A 20,019-nucleotide genomic window follows, 5' to 3' on the forward strand; every position below is an offset into this window, starting at 1 on the left:
GGTATTCGTTGCAGTGTCGCGTTCACAGTCCACTTAGATCAATCGTCAGCGTTCGTCTCCGCGACGGACTGTGTCTCCGTGAATCGACCGCTGCCGAGCAGCAGCACGCCCGCGACGAGCCCGCCGACGGCCGCGAATCCGGCGATCAGCGCGAAAAACGCCGTCCGGGAGAACGCGTCGAGCACGAAGCCGCCGAGCGCGATGCTCGCCGCTCCGAAGCCGAACTCCGCGAGGTAGGTAAAGCCGTAGGAGAGCCCGCGGGCGTCCGGGGGCGTGTAGATCGCGACGGCGTTCTGGTAGAACGGCTGGATGGCAAAGAGGAAGAACCCGAGAACGCCACAGAGGACGATGACCGGGACGAGCCCGATGCCCGCCGCTGTCGCCGGGATAAACAGGAGCGCGAGGACCGCGAGGACGGCGAAGATGCCCGTCAGGCCGCGGGCCGGCGTCACGCGATCCGTCAGTTTCCCCCCGGCGTACTGGCCGCCGATCCCGACGACCAGCAGGCCGACGTAGATGTAGTCGGCGGGCTCGATCCCCTCGAGGCCGGCCGGCAACGGGAGGCCGTTCATCGCCGGGAGCCCGTGGAGGATCTCGGGGAGGTAGGTCAGGGTGCCCCGGTAGTAGAGTCCCTCGAACGTGACGAGGACGAAGACGACGGCGAAGGCGCTCGCGAACAGGGTCCGCGTGTTCCCGAGGAGTTCCGACGCCGACAGCGCCTCGTCGGGGCCGGCGTCGGCCTCGTCCGCGACAGCTGCGGTCGGTTCGAACCCGACGCTGAGCCCGTAGATGACGGCGAGGACGCCGGGAACGGCGAGCAACGCGGCGACCAGCGACCAGTCGAGGGAGATCAGGAGGGTCGCGGCGACGAACGGCCCTAGCGCGATGCCGGCGTTGCCGGCGATCCCGTGCCAGGCAAAGACCGTGCCGCGATCCTCAACGCCGGTGCTGATGAGCGCGAGTCCGGCGGGATGGTAGACGCTGGCGGCGATCCCCCACAGGATCAATCCGACGGCGATGGCGTAGATCGAGGTCGCAAGCGAGAGGACGAGAAAGGAGAGGCTCATCCCGGTGAGACAACACAGGATGAGCCGCTTGGTGCCGTACCGGTCCGCGAGGATTCCGCCGGGGAGCGCACCCAGCCCGAACGGGGCGTAGCCGAGCGCGACGATGAGGCCCAACAGCGTCGTGCCCACGTCGAACTCGGCCAACCAGACGACCAGAAAGATCGGAATCGAGGTCTCGAACCAGTGAACGAGAGCGTGCCCGGCCATCGTAAAACCCGCGATCGACCGATCGTTCGCGTTCAGGGCCATGTGGGGGTCAGTGTCTCAATCGGCACGCCCCGTCCACTTAGCGGCTTGGAAACCGGCGTCGCCTGTCCGCGAACGCTAGACGTCGTACCAGTACTCGCGCTCGAGATCCGCCGGGAGGATCACCTCGAGTTCGCCGGCCGATTCGTACTCGTGAATCGCTTCTATCGTCGCCTCGAAGTCGGCGAGCAGGTCGCCCTCGAGCCGGTGGAAGAACAGCGAGGTGATGCCCCGCATCGACGCCGTGCGCTCGATGGCGGTACGGGCTTTCTCGGCACTGGGCTCGCCGATCCGGGAGGTCTGTCGCGGGTTCACGGCGTAGCCTTGGACGGGGCGGCCGCCAGCGAAGCCGATATCGTGGCACTGTTCGACGAGGTTGAGCGTCCGCTCGTCGTAATCCCCGTGGGGATAGGCGAAGTACTGCGCTCCGTCCTCGAACCCTTCCTTCTCGAGCCAGGCCTTCCCCCGTTCGATTTCGGTTCGTTGGGCCTCGCGCTCGAGTTCCGACAGGTGCGGGTGGGAGTAGCAGTGATTGGCGATGACCCAGCCGGCCTCGTCGAGTTCGTGGACCTGATCGACGGTGAGTCTGGGGAAGCCGCCAGGGTCGTCGGCACCGCGGGTCTCGGCTTCGATCCGGCCGGGGTTGACGAAGGCGATCGCGGGATAGCCGTACTCCTCGAGGATCGGCAGCGCGCGCGTGTAGTCGGTGACGTGGGCGTCGTCGAACTGGATCATCACCGCCCCGGTCTCGGGCCGCGGGACGAGGTGGAGGTCGTCGACCCAGACCGTTCGTGACTCGCCGTCGTCCGTTCTGACGAGGACGTACACCTCCCGAACGGCGGTGGGGTCGAAGCCGTCCGCGATCTCCTCGACGCCGAAGTTGTACCGCACGAGGGGAAGGTCGGCCTTGATCCCGCGGCGGTAATCGATCTCGTTGCCGGCGTCGTCGACCAGCCGGAGCCACGGGACGACGAGGCCGTCCGACGCGACGGCGAGGCCGGGCACGACGTCGGTGAGATCCCGCGGCTCCGCGAACGCGGTCGCGATTCCGCCGGTCCGTTCGCTCGCCGGTATCTCGAAGCGGGCGCTCTGCGTGCCGACGACCGATCGGCTCGAGTCGGGCGACAGCGTGCCGCCGAAGGTCTCCCACGAATCGAGGGTTTCGAAATCGTCGATCGTGCCGGCCATCGGGTGGCCGTTCGGCGGTCGGTCGTCGGATTCGGGCTTCGGTGACGGCCCGGGATCCGCGGTCGTGTTCGAATCCGGTTCCGCCGGCGTCGAGTCGTCTCTCGCGGCGAGGCAGCCGGCCAGACAGAGCGACGATGTCAGCGCGAGGTAGTGCCGCCGTTGCATTTACCGACGGACACGTCACTCGCGGCTATTGTTACGATCTCGTTACCGTCACTTATTCGGACGTAATTGGGTCCTATACCGAACTGGAGGACCGGTTATTCGTCCCGTGCGTGACTCAGTCGTCGCCGTCCTCGACGCTGACTGCCTCCGAGATATCGTCGTCGTCGGGTTCCTCCTGTCCGCCGATCACGAGTTCGCCGTCGTCCGTTTCGATGTACACGTCGTCGGCGAAGCCGCCCTCGGCGTGGGGGTGTTCGGGGTCCTCGAGTCGCTCGGGCGTCGACGGGGCCTCGGGGATCCCCTCCGGCGGCGCGAACTGGCCGAGTGGCTCGTCGATCGTCACGTCCCAGCGCTCGAAGAACTCCCGGTAGCGATCGTAGTGGGCCTCGAGTTCGTCGGCGGGGAACTCCATCATCTCGGTCCAGCCGTGGTTGTAGAAGTCGAAGTTGGACTGGATGTGGGTGATTTCGCGGGCCTCGGCCTCGGAATAGCCCTCTTGGAGCGCCCGCAGGTAGGCGTCCATCGTCGCGTCGAAGAGGCCGTCGAGGTGGTCCTTCCGTTCCTCGGCGTGGGCGGGATCGGCCTTCCCGGTGAAGATCTTCGTGTGGAGACGGACCAGTCCCGAGTTGGCGACCGACCGGACGCCGGGGGTCTCGAGGGCCTTTCGATAGGCGAAGTGTTTCGCGTTCTGTCGGAGTTTCATGGTCCTGCTTTGGGTGCACGCCCTCAAGAACGGTTCGGACAACAATGTTAGCTTCCGACGGATCGGGTGGCCCAGCCGCCGGTCTGTGCTCGCGGGCCGGCAGTCGCCGGTTCAGGGCCGCTTGTCAGAGATGGCAGCAAGCCTTGCTCACTCGAGGGGCGGCTCGAACCGGCGGACCCGATACCACTCGGGTGAACATATTCGGCGTTCAGTTTACGATCGTTGTGTCAGCCGGGCCGGTCCGGTAAAATAGACGAGATAGCAACCCACTTTAACCCTCATTACGAACGTTCCGGATATGACTCAGTACGTCATCATCGGTGACGGGATCTCGGGTAGTTCGGCCGCCGAGACCCTCCGGGAGGAAGACCCGGACGCGAAGATTACCGTCATCACCGATGAGGGGGAGCCACTGTATAACCGGATTCTCATCAAGGAACACGCGAAGGGAAAGCTCCCCGAAGCCCCCATTTCGATCCACGACGAGGACTGGTACGCGGAACGAGATATCGAGCTCTCGTTGAACACCTACGTGACGAGCGTCGACACCGACGCGAAGGTGGTCAACACCCACGAGAGCGGCGAAATTCCGTACGACAAACTGCTCGTTGCCACCGGCGGCACACCGACACAGCTGCCCGTCGAGAACAGCGACGCGGACGGCGTCCACCACTTCTGGACGTTCGAAGATGCCCGTGGCATCCGCGAGCACGCCGAAAACGCCGATAAGGGCGTCATCGTCGGTGCCGGCCTGCTCGGCATCGACTTCGCGGCCGTCTGTGGCGCACAGGGCATCGAAGCCGACTACCTGATGCGCGGCGACCGCTGGTGGCGCTACGCCCTCTCGGCTGACGGCGCGGAGATCATGCACGAAGGCATGCGCGAGGTCGGCGTCGAACCGGTCTTCGACAGCGGCGTCGATCACTTCGAGACCGACGACGACGGGCACGTCACCGCCGCGGTCGACCCCAACGGCGACCGCTACGAGTGTGACTTCGTCGGAGCCGCCATCGGACTCACCTTCAACACCGAGTTCCTCCGCGGTGCCGGCATCGAACAGGACAACGGCATCGTCGTCGACGAGTACATGCGGACGAACGTCGACGACGTCTACGCCGCGGGCGACCTCACCCAGTTCTACGACGTCCTGCTCGGCGAGCGGGGCCAGAACGGCTCGTGGGGCTCGGCCAAGGAACAGGGCCGCGTCGCCGCAGTCAACATGGCCGCCGACGAGGAAGCCGAAGGGTTCCAGTGGGTCTCCTCGTACTCCATCACCCACTTCGACTTCCCGTTCCTCTCGTTCGGTCACCCGACACTGGGCGACGAACACGCCGAGCGAAAGTACAGCGACACCGAGTGGCGACGCATCGCCTTCAAGGACGGCAAGATCGTCGGCGGCGTCCTCATCGGCGACCTCTCGCCCCAGAGCAAGTTCAAACAGCTGATGCGCGAACAGCGCGTCGTCGCCGATCAGGCCGACGTGTTGCTCGAGCAGTCCGTCGATCTGGACGAACTCGCACCGCCACAAGAGCAGTAGTCGCAGTCGTTTGTAGTCGCTCACGCTGTTTTTCCGGTACTCGACCTTCGTTCTGTCCCGTAGCGTCGGATCCGATTTCGAGGGCCACCTGTGCCGGACCAACCGGTCGGTCACCCGGCATAAGTGTTAAGTTATACCACGTCATTTGGTATCAATGACCATGGCTGCCAGTACACTCCGCCGTCGGTCGCTACGCCTCGAGCGCGTCGACTCGGTCGCGACGGACGCGACCGTTCGCCACATCGATCAGCTCGATTCGGAGACACTGGGGGCCGTTTATCGCGCCGTTTCGGGCGGCCGACCCGTCACGACCGCCGAGACCGACCTCGAGCCGGGCGAGGTGATCGTCTTCACGGACTACTACCGCGTCGAACGCGTCTGAGTCGGTCCGCCGGTCCGGCCTGTCGATACCCGCCGTGAGTGTGTGGTATCGAAGTCGTTTTCCCGCGTGCGCGCCTTCGATGACCCATGAACGGCGAAAGCGACATGACCCTGGCGTTCGAACTCGAGGCGCTCAAAGAGGTAGCCTCGCCCGAGCGCGTGTTCGAAGACGCCAGAGGCTGGACCGAGTACATCGGCGTTGTCTCCGAGAAACCGACCTACGTCGTGACCAACTTCACGCGGAAAAACCGCATTCGACAGGACTTCTTCTCCGGTCCCCGCGGGAAAGCCGAGAGCCTCGAGGGCGTCAAAGACCAGTTCGAGACCGAACGCTACGTCTACATCGGTGCCAGCGAGGAAGACGAGCAATTGGCCGACGAGGTCGGCTGGGAGTACCTCGCCGTCGAGGACGCCGCCGAGGCGGCCGACTGGGTTCTGGCGACCTCGGTCGATGACGAGGATGACGACGCGGAGCAGGTCCGCGACGACTGGCCCTGAGCTGACCGTCTCCACACCTGTTAGCGACGGTCGTTTTGTCTCTCGTCTCGAGATGCGTAGTCGCAATTGTGCTGACTGCTGTACGCCAGCCCGCTCCGCCCGGTCAGTCAGACACCTCGGACCCGATCGACCGCTCGGGCTGCCGGTGGCCCGTGACTTATGTAGGGTCTCGCCGATGGGCCGGTATGGAAACGCGTGACTTGGGCTCGACCGGCCACGAAAGCACTGTCGTGACCTTCGGTGCGATCGCGCTCAACTGGCTCGAGCAGGAGGGTGCGAATCAACTGGTCGAACTCGTCCTCGATCGCGGGGTCAACCACTTCGATGTCGCGCCGACCTACGGCGACGCCGAACTCAAACTCGGGCCCAAACTTCGCCAGCACCGCGAGGAGATCTACCTCGGCTGCAAGACCCAGGAACGGGACTACGACGGCGCGCGCCGGAAACTCGAGCGGTCGCTCGATCGGCTCGGCGTCGATCACATCGACCTCTATCAGGTCCACGGCCTCGAGTACGAGGACGAACTCGAAGCGATCACGGGCGAGGACGGCGCGCTCGCGGCGTTTCGCGACGCCAAGGCGGAGGGGCTGATCGGCGACATCGGGCTGACGAGCCACGGCAACCCGCAGCTCATCCTCGACGCGATGGATCGGATCGACGACCTCGCGACGCTGATGTTTCCCCTGAATCCGGTCGTCGCCGCGAAGGGTGACGACGGCCACGATTACGAGGCGGTCCTCGAGCGCGCCGAAGAGGCTGGAATCGGCACGCTCGGGATCAAGGCCTTCGCGAAGGGATCGTGGCCCCCGACCGAGGAGTTGCCGGAAGCCGACCGGCCGTACGCCAACTGGTACGAGCCGGTGGAGACGCCCGAGGCGATCCGCGAGCGGTTCGACTTCGCCGCGTCGCAGGGGCTCTCGACAGTCGTCTCGCCCGGCGATCCGAAACTCGTCGCGATGGTCCTCGACGCGGCCACCCGGTACGACGGGATGAGCGAGCACGAACAGCGCTCGCTCATCGAGGAAGCGCGCCACGACGACAGTCCGGTCCCCGAACAGCTCCACCACTGAAGACCTGCGACAGCGAGCACCAACCCGCGAGACTACATGGACGTTCCACGCACCGTCACGACCGCCCTCGAGGACCGCCCCGTCGACGGTGCGATCTGTCTCGAAGCCGGGGCTGGCGTCGGCAATACGACGGCTGGCCTGCTCGCGAACGGCGCGGCATGCGTCTACGCCGTAACCGACGACCGGACCCACGCGGAGACCACGCTCGAGCGCGTTCTGGCGAACCACAACCTCGCCGATCGAAACCGAGATGGAGAGCAGATCGAACGGCATCTCGCCGTCCTCGAGGCAGACCTGCGCCGGGTCCCGCTGCCCAACGATACCGTCGAAGTCATCACCGCACACGGGCTGTTCAACGTGGTGCCGCCCGCCGATCTCGACGCGATCATCGGCGAACTGACCCGCGTCGCCGCGTCGGGCTGTCACCTCGTTGTCGACGACTACGAGCCGCTGCCCGAGACCGCCGCTGTTCGCGACCTCTTCGCCCTCGAGAACGCGGCCGCACAGTTAGTCGACGCAAAGCCGATGTTGACGTTTTACCCGTCGGCGACCCTCGCCTGGCTGTTCGCCGGCCACGGGTGGACGGTCGATAGATCTCGAACGCTGTTGGACCCGGTCCCGTGGACCGAGAGCCACCTCGAGGCCCACGCCGATGTGGTCCGCTCGAAAATCGATGCACTCCCCGCGGACTCGGAACTGGGTGGTGCGTTGCTCGAGCGGGCCGAGGCCCTCGTCGCCGCGATCGGCTCGGAGTCGGCCGGCGAGATGTACAGCATCGCGTTTCGCCGGCCGGAGTAAGCCATCGGCGGCTCTCGATGACCGCAGTCGTCCGCGCGTCTCCGTTGGCGACCGCTGCCGTCGTCGATCACCCCGAGTCGTCGCCCTTATGCCCGGCCCAGCCGTAGCGCTGGCAATGCCAGGACCCAGCGTTCCGGGTTCCGACGACGGCGATCACCTCGAGCTTCCCTGCGGGGAGTCCGTCGATCCCCACGAGATCGATCTGGGGATGCGCGAGTACAACTGTCCCTGCGGCGAGACCCACGCGGTCGTGACCGACGTGCACCCGCCGTCGCGTTTCTTCCCGGAATCGCTCGTGGCTGTACTACAGGAGACGATCGACACCGACGACGAGTTCGAGGAGTTCGGCACGCCCCACCTGATGGGCGTCGTCTTGGAGGAGTTCCCCGAGGCGGTCGCCATCCACGACGCGAGCGACGACGGCGCGGTCGGCTACACGATGCTGTGGATGACCGATTTCGACGCCCGACGGCTCCACGAGGTCGTCGTCGAACTCGTCGTCGAACTCATGGAACACGCGATCAGCCACGCCGAGAACGACACCGCCGTCAGCGAGTTCGAGTCCCAGATGCTCGAGTTCGATGTCGCGGAGTTCGTCGAGCAGTACCGCCGACAGCGCGAGTTCGAGACCGAACACGACCAGCCGCTGTAGCTCAACTTTCAGCGTCGACGAGTCGCCCGCTGTTTTCAGAACCAGTGCGCAATAATCGGTTCTACGATCCTACTCCTCGAGCGAGACCGCCAGCCGAAGCCCGCCGGCGTCGCTCTCGCCGACGGTGACCGACCAGCCGTGGGCCTCGACGACTTCGGAGACGATGGCCAGCCCGAAGCCGGTGCCGTCGGGGGACGTGCTGTACCCCGACTCGAGGATGTCGCCGCGCTCGCCGGGCGGAACGCCGGGGCCGTCGTCGGCGATGGCGAACCCGTCGTCGGTGGTCTCGATCGTGATCGTCACGTCATCGCCGACGTGGTCTCGGGCGTTGCGGAACACGTTCTCGAAGCAGACCAGCAGGCGGTCCGCGTCGGCTTCGACCGTCGGTAGCGGCTCCTCCCGAACGAGATCGAGGTCCGGATCGACGGTTCTGCGTGCCTGATCGACGACCTCGTCGAGGGCGACCGGCTCCGTCGCCGTCAGCCGCTGGCCGCTCCGGGCGAGCGTGAGGACGTTCTCGATGAGGTCGTCCATCCGTTCGAGTGCCCAGTCGATCTCCTTGCGGTAGCGCTCGCCCTCCTCGTCGACGTGGGCCTCGAGGTTCTCGAGATGGCCCGCAGCGAGGGTCAGCGGGTTCCGCAGATCGTGGGAGACGGTGCTGGCGAAGGCCTCCAGTCGGTCGTTCTGTCGCTCGAGCTCGGCCGTGCGTTCGGCGAGTTCGGCCTCGCGGCGGGCCTGCTCGAGGGCGGCCTCGACGTTGGCCGCGAGGATGCGTGCGAGCGTGATCGTCTCGGGATCGAAGTCGTTCGGCGTCGTCGAACTGACGATGAAAATCCCCATCGTTCCGAGCGGAATGTGGGCCTCGCTACGGATCGCCGTCTCGGGGTTGCGCACGTTCTCGGCCCGGCGAACGTCGCCGTGAACGATGGTCTCGCCGGCCTCGAACGCGTCCCACGAGATCCCGTCGCCCGGGCCGATAGCGGGCACGGAGCCGAACAGCGCTTCGGTGCGATCGGTCGCCGCGGCGGGGACGAGGATGCCTCGCTCCCGGCGCGACTCGAGACTCGGGTCGGCCGCGACGGGCGGCCCGTCGGCGCTCACGGTTCGAGACGCCGTTCGTTCCTCGTACAGGTGAACCGAGTTGATCTCGAGGGACAGCGCGTCGCGGGCGATCTCGCTCGCGACGCGGGCGACCTCCGCGGTGCGTTCTGCGGCCATCAGCCGGCGGGTTCCCTCGTGGAGTTTGCGGATCTGGCGCTCGCGTTCGATTCGATCGCTGATGTCCCGGATCGCGCCGACGCTGCCGGCGAGCGAGCCGTCTTCGGCGACTATCGGAGCGACGTTGTTCTCGACCACGAACGGCTCGCCGTCGACGGGCTGGAACTCCATCTCGAAGGTGCCCCACGTTCGGTCGTCGTCCGCGAGGATGTCGAGCAGCAACTCCGTGGCCCGTTCGACGTCTTCGGCCGGCATGTACCGCGAGGGGGGCTGTCCGACGAGGTCGGCACGCGTCGTCCCGAGAGCGTCTGCCATCGCGTCGTTGACCATCTCGATTCGTCCCGTCTCGTCGAGGACGTACATCGAATCGCCGACCGCATCGACGAGCGTGCGGTACCGCTCTAGTTCGCGTTCCCGGCGTTTCTGGTCGGAGATGTCGGTGTAGATCGCGTACTCGTAGACCTCGCCGGCGACTTCGGCCGCGAACCCGCGCAGGAAGAAGTCCCTGCGGCCGTCGACGGTGAGCCGCTCGACGGGTTCCGTGACTATCGTTCCGAGTCCGACCGTATCAGCCATGGATACCGGTTCGGCGTCGTTCGGGACGAGGATATCGTCGAGTGCGCCGCCGGCGATGTCCCCGCGGTCGTGGCCGAAGATGGCCTCGAAGGCGGGGTTGACATCGATGATTCGATTCGGGTCGTCCCGGCGGGTCACGATGACCGCGTCCGGACTGTGCTCGAACAGCGCGGCGAACTGATCGCGCTCGGCCCGGAGCGACCCTCGCTCCGTATCCGGTCGGAGCCGGCTCCCCGCCGTTTGCCCGCCGTTGGGTGCCACCGGCTGGTTGACGATCGCCCGAAGCTGTGCGACCAGCCGCTCGAGCGAGTCTTCGAGCCCCTTCGGGACGTACCCCGAAAACCCGGCCGTCACGGCGTCGCTGGCGAGCCGTTCGTCGCCGTCTGCCGTGTAGAGGACGATCGGCACGTCGCCGATGCCATCGGCTCGGATGCGGTCGTACAGCGACAGCGCGTCGGTCTCTGCGAACTGATATTCGGTCACGACACACGTACGCCCGCTCGCGTCCGCAACCGCGTCGCGGAGTTCGGCCAGCGTGGCAACTGGCACCACTGTGAGCCCGTCGGCGATCGACTCGAGTCCGTCGGCGACCCGACGACGATCGTCGGGAGCCGGATCGGCGTAGACGACGGTGGTGGGTCGCTCGAACCGGGTGGGACCGAACGTGGCCATCTAGTTCGTCCAGACGGACGGAACGAGCCGTGATAAGGTGTACGGCCCGAATCCGGTGATAACCGATCGCTCGAGTTCGAGCGCGTTCGTGTGGGATCGTGCGTGGGCTTCCCACCCACCCGGTAAAGAGTGGGTGCTATCGTGGTAACCGGGCCGATTCGGCCCACCGCTCCCGGCCCGAGTTCGAAATTCGAAAAAGCGTTTCGAGAATCGTATTGTATCGTGGGGCTTATTACGATGTGCGAACTCCAATTCGACAAGACAAATGAGTACGGACACCGCCACGGACGCCGAGACGGGTGACGGTCGCACGATCTTACTGATCGGCAGCGGCCCGATCCAGATCGGACAGGCCGCCGAATTCGACTATTCGGGCGCACAGGCCTGCCGAGCGCTGCAGGAGGAGGGGGCTCGCGTCGTCCTCGTGAACTCGAACCCGGCGACGATCATGACGGACCCGGAGATGGCCGACGAGGTCTACATCGAGCCGATCACGACCGACGCCATCGCCGAGATCATCCGCAAGGAGCGACCCGACGGCGTCATCGCCGGACTGGGCGGCCAGACCGGACTGAACGTCACGGCCGAACTGGCCGAGGAAGGCGTTCTCGAGGAGTACGACGTCGAGATCATGGGGACGCCCCTGGACACGATCTACGCGACGGAAGACCGCGACCTGTTCCGCCAGCGCATGGAGAAGATCGGCCAGCCGGTTCCCGCCTCGACGACCATCTCGCTCGACGAGGGCGAGGAGGTTTCGGAGATGACCGAGGAGAGCTTGAGAGAGCGTGTGCAGGCCGCCGTCGACGAGGTCGGCGGGCTGCCGGTCATCGCCCGCACGACCTACACGCTTGGCGGCTCGGGGTCGGGCGTCGTCCACGAGATGGACGAACTGCTGCGCCGCGTCCGCAAGGGGCTGCGCCTCTCCCGAAACAGCGAGGTCCTCATCACCGAGTCCATCGCCGGCTGGGTCGAGTACGAGTACGAAGTGATGCGCGACGCCGACGACTCGTGCATCATCATCTGCAACATGGAGAACATCGACCCGATGGGCATCCACACGGGCGAGTCGACGGTCGTCACGCCCTCCCAGATCGTCCCCGACGAGGGCCACCAGGAGATGCGCACCGCCGCGCTCGACGTCATCCGCGAACTCGGCATTCAGGGCGGCTGTAACATCCAGTTCGCGTGGCGCGACGACGGCACCCCCGGCGGCGAGTACCGCGTCGTCGAGGTCAACCCCCGCGTCTCCCGCTCTTCCGCGCTGGCCTCCAAGGCGACCGGCTACCCGATCGCCCGCGTAACCGCGAAGGTCGCGCTCGGCAAGCGCCTCCACGAGATCACCAACGAGATCACGGGCGAAACCACGGCCGCCTTCGAGCCCGCGATCGACTACGTGGTCACGAAGGTCCCGCGCTGGCCCAAAGACAAGTTCGACGATGTCGACTTCGAACTGACCACGGCCATGAAGTCGACCGGCGAGGCGATGGCCATCGGCCGCTCCTTCGAGGAGTCCCTGCTCAAGGCGCTTCGCTCGAGCGAATACGAACCCGACGTCGACTGGGACGACCTCTCGGACGCGGAACTCGAGGAGCAGTACTTAGAGCGCCCATCGCCGGACCGTCCCTACGCGATGTTCGAGGCGTTCGAACGCGGGTACACCGTCGACGAGGTCCAGGAACTCACCGGCATCTTCGAGTGGTACACCGAGCGCTTCAAGCGCATCGCAGACTCGACGCTCGCCGCCCAAGCGGGCGACTTTACCGAGGCCGCGATCGCCGGCCACACCAACGCCAGCATCGCAGCGACCGCGGGCGCGGACGTCGACACTGTCGAGACGGACGTCCCCGGCCGCACCTACAAACAGGTCGACACCTGTGCGGGCGAGTTCGAAGCCGAGACGCCGTACTACTACTCCGCGCGCAAGAACGAGTTCGAGACCGGGCCGCTGAAGGGCAACGCCGCCGCGGGCGAACTCGAGGTCGACCGCGATATCGAGAGCGTGATCGTCGTCGGCGGCGGCCCGATCCGCATCGGCCAGGGCGTCGAGTTCGACTACTGTTCGGTCCACGCGGTTCGCGCGCTGCGCGAACTCGGCATCGACGCCTACGTCGTGAACAACAACCCCGAGACGGTCTCGACGGACTACGACACCTCCGACGGCCTCTTCTTCGAGCCGATCACGGCCGAGGAGGTCGCCGACGTCGCCGAGGCGACCGGTGCCGACGGCGTGATGGTCCAGTTCGGCGGCCAGACCTCCGTCAACATCGGCGAGCCCCTCGAGGACGAACTGCAGCGCCGCGACCTCGACTGCGAGGTCATGGGTACCTCCGTCGAGGCGATGGACCTCGCCGAGGACCGCGACCGCTTCAACGCCCTGATGGACGAACTGGGCATCGCCCAGCCCGAGGGCGGCACCGCCTTCTCCGAGGAGGAGGCACTGGAGCTGGCCCACGACATCGGCTACCCCGTCCTCGTGCGTCCCTCCTACGTGCTCGGCGGCCGCGCGATGGATGTCGTCTACACCGACGAGGAACTCCAGACCTACATCGAGGAAGCGGTCCGCGTCGCGCCCGATAAGCCGATCCTCGTGGACGACTTCCTCGAGGACGCGGTCGAACTCGACGTGGACGCGGTTTCGGACGGCCGCAACGTGCTCATCGGCGGCATCATGGAACACGTCGAGAGCGCCGGCGTCCACTCCGGCGACTCCGCGTGTATGATCCCACCCCGCTCGCTCGAGGAAGACACCCTCGAGCGCGTCCGCGAGGTCACCGAGGACATCGCCGCAGCCCTGAAGACGAAGGGGCTGCTGAACGTCCAGCTGGCCGTCCGCGACGGCGAAGTCTACGTGCTCGAGGCGAATCCGCGTTCCTCGCGTACCGTCCCCTTCGTCTCGAAGGCGACCGGCGTCCCGATCGCCAAACTCGCCGCGCAGGTCATGGCCGGCGAGACCCTCGAGAGCCTCGATGCCGACGAGCAGATCCCCGACCAGACCTCGATCAAGGAGGTCGTCCTGCCGTTCGACCGCCTGCCGGGGTCGGACCCGCGTCTCGGCCCGGAGATGAAGTCCACCGGCGAGGTCATGGGGACGGCAAGCGACTTCGGCACTGCCTACTGGAAGGCCCAGCAGGCCGCCGACAACGCCGTCAGCGAGGGGACCGCCGTCGTCGACCTCGACGTCGACGGCTTCGAGAACCACTTCGATCTCGCGGAGTTCGACGACGTGCCCCAAGCCATCCGTGAGGGCAAGGTCGACTTCGTCGTCAGCCGCGACCGCGACTCGCTGGAGATGGCCGTCGAAGAAGAGATTCCGTACCTCTCGACGGTCGCCAGCGCCGAGGCCTACGTCGAAGCCCTCGACGGCTTCGACGGCGAATTGGACGTCTCGTCGGTCTCCAGCCGCCCGAAGCAGGTGTCCGGCTGGGGCAAGTCGGAGTAACGGTATCGGCGACTGCTCGCTCGAGTGAATTCTACCCGCGGTTTCCGTTCTTTATTCGTGGATAAGCGTCGGCTACCGGTGCTAACTCCGTCGAGAGTCGAGCGTCGAAAACGTGGTCCTCATCCGTGTCTGATCTTCGAACTCGAGACCACGGCCGATTAGCGCCCGAAGCGGATATCGATCGTCGTGCCGTCGGTTTCGGTCTCCGTGACTCGCACTGTGGGGACGACCGCGCGGAGTCGCCTCGGGACGAGGCGGCCGAGCGTCGCCGCGATCCCTGCGAGTCGCTTCCGACACAGCGAGTAGAGGCCCGCGAACGCGACGAGTCCGAGAAGCGCCGCGTCGACCGTTGCCGACGTGGCTCCCGCCGGTATCGCCACGGCCGCGAACGCGACGCAGACGAGGAAGTCCTCCGGTGCGCCCGAGTACCGGACGTACCGGCGCGGGCGGTGCCACCGTCCGAGTGCGTGGTTGTAGACGCCGTTCTCGGTCACCGGGTTCCACGGTTCCCGCTCCGCGCTGCCGCCGAGCACGTCGGAGACGGAGTGCAGGGCGGCGGCACCGACTGCGACTGTCAGGACCAACACTCCGGGCGACGATGTCAGGAGAAACGCGCCGAGCAAAACGGCGGCGAGGACCGAATAGCCGACCGGATAGTGCAGCGTCTTCCGGTGGCTCGCGAGCAGGTCGGCGTCGGGCGCGAGTCCGCCGACGAACGCGGCCGCGAGCAGGAGGGCCACCCCGACGTGGTCGCCCAGAACCGGCAGGACGACGACGGCGGCGGCGAGGGCCATAAATCCGTGTGTGAGCGCCATCATAGCGATACTGTTCGCTACATAGTGCTCACTGCCGATAAACAACGAGGCTTCGACCACAGGTGTCGCCGCGCTCGAGCATCACAGACCGACCACTGCTCGAGTCGATACCAGCGTCGCCACTCGGTTTCGAACGCCACCGCTCGAGAATACGGCTCCCTCAGCGCAGCGACGGCGTCTTTCGTCTAGCGTTCCGGAGTTCCTTAGTCAGGTACTGCCACGCCGTCGTTCGCTCGCCGACCGCGGCGGTCCGCCCGGCTCGCATCGACTCGAGGATCGTCGCCGGGGTTGGCGATGTCGCTGCGGGCAGTCGGACCTCGGTAACGGCGCGGCCGACGCGGTCGGCCCGGTGGGCGTCGCTCCCGCCGAACTGCGGATAGTCGTTGCGCCTCGCGAAGCGTTCGGACTGACGGTTGCGGACGTTCGTGACCGCGTGGGCGTTGTAGACTTCGATGCCGTCGACGCCGTCGATCGCCGCCTCGCGGGCCCCGTGTCGGGATCGCTGGAAGGGGTGGGGGACGACCGCGATACCGCCCGCGTCGCGGATCGACCGCGCCGTCTCGACGAGGGGCCGATCGGGGGCCGGCGCGGCGTCGATGCCGATCGCGAGCAGGTGGCCGTCGGCGGTCGAGACTTCACAACCGACGATGACGGCGAGATTGTCCGGTGCCAACGCCGCGGCCCGCGTCGCACCCTCGATCGTGTCGTGGTCGGTGACGACGACCCCGTCGAGGCCGACGGTCCGCGCCGTTCGGACCAGTTCCGCCGGCGTCGTCCGACCGTCGTAGGAGGCGTCGGTGTGGACGTGGGGATCGATGCGCACCGTCCGCGGCCGCCGCTCGTCCCCGCTCACCGCGCGCCCGGTCATAGGTAGCCGAACTCGAGGCCGATCGCCAGTCCGATCGCGGCCACCGCGGCGATCCCGGCCAGTACGTGGGTCGTGTCGGTCTTGTAGGCCTTGTAATCCGAGACCATCAGTGGGCAGACGACGCCGATGGTGAGTCCCGCGAGCCAGCCGTTCCAACTCCCGACGAGCACGGCGAGGAAGTAGTTCGCGACGACGACGAGGTTCGTGTGGACGACGGTCGTCCCGTGGTAGAAGCTCGCAGCGCCGTCGGACCCGAACCCCTCGCTGTTGTGCCGAACCAACCGCAGACCGCCGAACGCGAGGACGAGAAAGCCCACGACGAGGCTCGCGTATACGTTCGGCGCGAGGACGAAGTGATACAGGAGCACCGACGGGACCAGATACGCGAAGATATCGATGAACGAATCCACCTGCCGACCGAAGGGCGACGAGGTCCCCGTTCGGCGGGCGTACCACCCGTCAGCTTTGTCAAGCAGGAAGGCCCCAAACATGGCCAGCAGCGCCCAGTTCGGCTCCCCGCGTGCGAACAGGAGCGCGCTGGCCCATCCGACGAAGAGCGCACCGAGGCTGATGTAGTCGGCACCCGTGAGTCGCTCGAGGACGTTCGTTCTGTCCGCCGCGTTTCCGACCCGTCGATCGGCGAGATCGAACCGGTTCCAGACCCCTCGTATCGCCTCGCGCAGTTCGTTGGGCATCCACTCGAGTGGAGAGTCCACCGCAATCGGTATAAATCTGCTCTGGGAACTATTTACTTACGAGAATTCTATATAGGTTTGTAGGCCTACGTTCCGCTCGAGACCGGTAGGGAGGTCACGCAGCTCGCGTCGTCCGGTGGGTGAACGGGCCGATTCGAACGTAGCGTCGGGTCCGGCGGGGGACGAAGCCGTGGCGCTCGAACAGGGCACGCGAGGGCGCGTTATCGAGGGCGACGAGCGCGGTGGCCCGTCGGGCACCCCGCTCGCGGGCCTGCCGGCACGCCTCGGCGAGCATCGCGGTCGCGATGCCGCGGTTTCGGTGATCCGGATCGACGAAGACGCGTCTGAGATAGGCTCCCTCGAACGCGAGCGTTTGCTCTAAGGGATGGATCTCGTGGGTCGCGTCGACGGAGCAAAAGAGGTAGCCCCGCGGCGTCCCGTCCTCGAGGGCCGCGACGACCATTTCGTCGGACTGAAGCTCTCCCACCGGGGCGTCGAGCCCTGTCACCCGCTCCGGGTCGCAGACGGCGACCTCGTACGACCCATCGGTCGCCTCGACGGCGGCGTCCTCGAGCGTCGCGACGTACTCGTACATCACCGTCGCCGTGACGCCGATTCGGGCGAGCGCATCGTAGACCGCTCGGCCGTACCGATTGCGGGTCAGCCGCCAGAGCTGTGGCATCGAGCGGGTGATTTCGTCGCCGCTCGAATAAGTTTCGGGGTCGCTACACGGCAGGCCCGCGGCTCCGGATCGAAACGGAGACCGATTCGAGCGAAGCGACCGCGTCGACGGCCAGCTACTGGCTGAGATAGCCGCCGTCGACGCCGAGCGCTTCCCCAGTGACGAACGACGCCTCGTCGCTGCAGAGCCAGACGACCGCACCGGCGACCTCATCGGGCGTTCCGAGGCGGTTCATCGCGTGCATGCTCTCGATCTGCGTGCGCGTCTCGTCGTCCATCGAACCCTCGAGAAGCGGCGTTTCGATGAAGCCGGGACAGACGCTGTTGATGCGGACGCCCGTTTCACCGTTCTCGAGGGCGGCGCTTTTCGTGAGCCCGAGGACCCCGTGCTTGGCCGCGGAGTACGCCGACGAGGTCGCGAAGCCGACTTTACCGAGTACCGAGGCGTTGTTCACGATGACGCCGCCCGACTCCTGTTCTTGCATGCACTCGAGTTCTGCTTTCATGGAGTTGAAGACGCCGACCAGGTTCACGTCGATGACTCCCTGCCAGCTCTCGGCAGGGTACTCGTCGATGGGTGCCTGTTCGCCGCCGATTCCGGCGTTGTTGAACGCACAGTCGAGGCGTCCGTATTCCTCGACCGCGGTATCGATCATCGCACCTGCGGCGTCCGGATCGGACACGTCCGTCTCGACGAACAGCGCGTCGCCGCCGGCGTCTTCGATCTCGTCGACGGTCGCCTCGCCGCCATCGACGTCGAGATCGGCGACGACGACGTTCGCCCCTCTGTCCGCGAACTCGAGTGCGGTCGCCCGTCCGATCCCCGATCCGCCGCCCGTGATGACCGCCGTCTGCTCGTCGGTTTCCATACCCACCACTGTGGCCGGCCCCTGGCAAAAACGATGGGAGCAGTCTCAGATCGTGGGCAAACGCAGTGGGTCGACGCCCGCTCTTTCCCCGCGTTCGAGCGCACGATGGCGGTTCTCAGAGAACGCCACGGCACCTACTCGAGTGCGTACCAGTCGAAGCGCTCGACCGCGTACCGGTAGGAGACGACCGGCGCGAGCAGGCCGCCGATCAGCACGATCCACGCCCCGACGGTGATGCCGTGTGCGGAGATCGAGAGGTCCGGAGCCGGCGTCCACGCGGCGACCGACGTGATCAGCCCGGCAATCGTCTCGGGGGCCTCGAGATAGAGCACGAGCGCAGCGACCGTTGGGAGGATGATCGCGAGGGTGTAGACGACGAAGGCGGTCTTGCTCGGCATCACGGCCTCACGGTTGTTTGTCACGTTGACGCTGCCAAAGCGGGGGAACGCCGACCCGATTCCCGACGCCAGCGCCGGCGTGACGACCGCGCCGACGGCGGTCCCGGCGACCAGAGCCGCGGTTCGCTCGAGTGAGAGAGGCAGCAATTCTGAAGGCGCTCAAGACGCCGACGATTGCTGGCACGGAAATCTCTCCGGGTTCCTGAGATCGTCGACAAAACAGGCGTCCGGGAACGGTACGCGGATAATGTCGTGCGAATGGTGACCGAACACGATCCCGACAGTATAAGTTGACCGCTATCCTGGCGTTACTATGTTTGTTCAGTGCCAGAATTTGTGTCTGAATCGGATGTTTACCATTATTTCGTCGGTCTCGGTTTCGGTAATCTGAATTGAAGAGGGGATAGCGCGCAGTCTCGTCGGCACGAGGCCACTGCGCCGCGCTAATCGCCGATAGATGCTTTTGATAGTCATAATACCCTACAACCCGACCAGCCATAGTTGGCGCACTCAAATCTTGAAGGTATGATTCTCTAAGATATAGGAGTAGATTACAGCTCTCGGTGATCGATCTACCTAATAATTAGATAACCAGCCCACTATATTTGACTTCAATACGAGATAAACCGGGATAGATATAAATAATTGGAATATAAATAACATTATTGGAATAATGGTTGATACCACAGACGATAATAATGATAGGGATAATGAATCAATTAATAGGAGATCTGTATTAAAGTCGGTTGGAAAAACTAGTGCCGTAGGTATGATTGGGGCGACTGGCTCGGTTGCTGCGGCAGAGGGTGGCTCAGATGATGGCAGTAACGCGGCTATTAGGGAATTACAGAGTAAACAAGTGAACCAAATTCGTGAAAAAGCTCAAGAATTAACGGGATTTGACACTCTAGCTGGATACATGAACGAAGAAGGGTTCCGCATTAACTCTGACGACATCAGAGGATGGGAAATATCCGGGCCAAACCAGAAGGATCGTCGTGTTCTTGGGATCCCTGCTGAAATAGACGATGAACCAATTGAAAAAGCCACAATCGTCGCCACATTTAGGGAGGACGCCGAGACCTTCCTTGAAGGAACGTGGGTGGTTGAACCAAAAAGTGGTTCTGATACTATTGTCACTGCTACAGTCAATAACGGGCGAATTAAGACAGATGTAGTGTCGTCACACGAAAGAAGTCCTTCGACACGTGAACAAAGGGCTACAGCACAAGATTGGTTACCTGATGCTGAGTGCAGTACATGTAAATCAGTATTTAATCTAGCCTGTAACAAAGGCTGTGATGTCTATTTCGGAGTACTATGCACCGGAAGCTTAATTGCCCGGCGTGCATGCAAGGAGATAACAAAAGATATGTGTGATTTTATTGGAGATGACTCAGATGCATGTGATTTAGGAGCAGAGGAAGCCTGTGATGATTTAGGATACTGCTAACGATCCGTAACGACTGCCATTATTATT

17 protein-coding genes and 1 pseudogene are annotated in these 20,019 nt (G+C 65.0%); 8 read left to right on the forward strand and 10 right to left on the reverse strand.

All coding sequences use genetic code 11. The features are described 5' to 3' along the window. Window positions 1-38: 38 nt before the first annotated feature. The 3 genes from C489_RS07960 to C489_RS07970 form a co-directional block, all read right to left on the reverse strand. Entirely contained in the window at window positions 39-1,316 is a 1,278-nt protein-coding gene (locus C489_RS07960) for an MFS transporter (RefSeq protein WP_006430698.1), read from the reverse strand. A 75-nt stretch (window positions 1,317-1,391) separates the two neighbouring features. After that, window positions 1,392-2,666 (reverse strand): polysaccharide deacetylase family protein, encoded by a 1,275-nt coding sequence (locus C489_RS07965; protein WP_006430699.1) that lies wholly within the window; start codon window positions 2,664-2,666, stop codon window positions 1,392-1,394. A 115-nt stretch (window positions 2,667-2,781) separates the two neighbouring features. After that, window positions 2,782-3,369: a DUF6149 family protein gene (locus C489_RS07970; protein WP_006430700.1), complete on the reverse strand. Its 588-nt coding sequence runs from the start codon at window positions 3,367-3,369 to the stop codon at window positions 2,782-2,784. 298 nt (window positions 3,370-3,667) lie between these two features. Between C489_RS07970 and C489_RS07975 the strand changes: the two genes are divergently transcribed. The 6 genes from C489_RS07975 to C489_RS08000 all read left to right on the forward strand — a co-directional run bounded on the left by C489_RS07975 (window position 3,668) and on the right by C489_RS08000 (window position 8,305). After that, window positions 3,668-4,906 carry an NAD(P)/FAD-dependent oxidoreductase gene (locus C489_RS07975; RefSeq protein ID WP_006430701.1) on the forward strand — a complete coding sequence of 413 codons (1,239 nt, stop codon included), beginning with the start codon at window positions 3,668-3,670 and terminating at the stop codon, window positions 4,904-4,906. A gap of 154 nt (window positions 4,907-5,060) precedes the next feature. Next, the gene (locus C489_RS07980) at window positions 5,061-5,288 is read left to right on the forward strand and encodes a hypothetical protein (protein WP_049890696.1); all 228 of its coding nucleotides are present in this window, start codon (window positions 5,061-5,063) and stop codon (window positions 5,286-5,288) included. An 86-nt stretch (window positions 5,289-5,374) separates the two neighbouring features. Further along, window positions 5,375-5,785: a DUF7124 domain-containing protein gene (locus C489_RS07985; RefSeq protein WP_006430703.1), complete on the forward strand. Its 411-nt coding sequence runs from the start codon at window positions 5,375-5,377 to the stop codon at window positions 5,783-5,785. A gap of 185 nt (window positions 5,786-5,970) precedes the next feature. Then, window positions 5,971-6,855, forward strand: a complete 885-nt coding sequence (locus C489_RS07990; protein ID WP_006430704.1) for an aldo/keto reductase — start codon at window positions 5,971-5,973, stop codon at window positions 6,853-6,855. 36 nt (window positions 6,856-6,891) lie between these two features. Then, on the forward strand, window positions 6,892-7,653 hold the full coding sequence (locus C489_RS07995; RefSeq protein ID WP_006430705.1) for a class I SAM-dependent methyltransferase: 762 nt from the start codon (window positions 6,892-6,894) through the stop codon (window positions 7,651-7,653). Between the two features lie 115 nt (window positions 7,654-7,768). Further along, entirely contained in the window at window positions 7,769-8,305 is a 537-nt protein-coding gene (locus C489_RS08000; RefSeq protein ID WP_006430706.1) for a DUF5815 family protein, read from the forward strand. 69 nt (window positions 8,306-8,374) lie between these two features. On the opposite strand, the gene C489_RS08005 is transcribed toward C489_RS08000, so the two are convergent. Further along, window positions 8,375-10,771, reverse strand: a complete 2,397-nt coding sequence (locus tag C489_RS08005; RefSeq protein WP_006430707.1) for a hybrid sensor histidine kinase/response regulator — start codon at window positions 10,769-10,771, stop codon at window positions 8,375-8,377. A 265-nt stretch (window positions 10,772-11,036) separates the two neighbouring features. Between C489_RS08005 and carB the strand changes: the two genes are divergently transcribed. Next, window positions 11,037-14,213, forward strand: coding sequence for a carbamoyl-phosphate synthase large subunit (carB, locus tag C489_RS08010; RefSeq protein ID WP_006430708.1), 3,177 nt, complete (start codon window positions 11,037-11,039; stop codon window positions 14,211-14,213). 158 nt (window positions 14,214-14,371) lie between these two features. Here the strand turns inward: carB and C489_RS08015 are convergent, their stop codons facing one another. From C489_RS08015 to C489_RS08040, 6 genes and pseudogenes are all read right to left on the reverse strand, one after another. Beyond that, window positions 14,372-15,028 (reverse strand): metal-dependent hydrolase, encoded by a 657-nt coding sequence (locus C489_RS08015; protein ID WP_239642042.1) that lies wholly within the window; start codon window positions 15,026-15,028, stop codon window positions 14,372-14,374. Between the two features lie 160 nt (window positions 15,029-15,188). Continuing rightward, window positions 15,189-15,896 carry a CehA/McbA family metallohydrolase gene (locus tag C489_RS08020; protein WP_006430710.1) on the reverse strand — a complete coding sequence of 236 codons (708 nt, stop codon included), beginning with the start codon at window positions 15,894-15,896 and terminating at the stop codon, window positions 15,189-15,191. Next, complete coding sequence (locus C489_RS08025; RefSeq protein WP_006430711.1) at window positions 15,893-16,591, reverse strand: CDP-alcohol phosphatidyltransferase family protein; 699 nt, start codon at window positions 16,589-16,591, stop codon at window positions 15,893-15,895. The genes C489_RS08020 and C489_RS08025 overlap by 4 nt, the downstream gene beginning before the upstream one ends. 115 nt (window positions 16,592-16,706) lie before the next feature. Next, the gene (locus C489_RS08030; protein WP_006430712.1) at window positions 16,707-17,273 is read right to left on the reverse strand and encodes a GNAT family N-acetyltransferase; all 567 of its coding nucleotides are present in this window, start codon (window positions 17,271-17,273) and stop codon (window positions 16,707-16,709) included. 115 nt (window positions 17,274-17,388) lie between these two features. Further along, complete coding sequence (locus C489_RS08035) at window positions 17,389-18,141, reverse strand: SDR family NAD(P)-dependent oxidoreductase (RefSeq protein ID WP_006430713.1); 753 nt, start codon at window positions 18,139-18,141, stop codon at window positions 17,389-17,391. A gap of 134 nt (window positions 18,142-18,275) precedes the next feature. Beyond that, window positions 18,276-18,680, reverse strand: a pseudogene (locus tag C489_RS08040) (hypothetical protein); the annotation flags it as partial. A gap of 532 nt (window positions 18,681-19,212) precedes the next feature. Here C489_RS08040 and C489_RS21545 point away from each other — a divergent pair. Then, window positions 19,213-19,992, forward strand: a complete 780-nt coding sequence (locus C489_RS21545; RefSeq protein ID WP_152423127.1) for a hypothetical protein — start codon at window positions 19,213-19,215, stop codon at window positions 19,990-19,992. The last annotated feature ends 27 nt before the right edge of the window (window positions 19,993-20,019 follow it).

Origin of the sequence: Natrinema versiforme JCM 10478 (assembly GCF_000337195.1) — an archaeon.
Taxonomy (GTDB): domain Archaea; phylum Halobacteriota; class Halobacteria; order Halobacteriales; family Natrialbaceae; genus Natrinema; species Natrinema versiforme.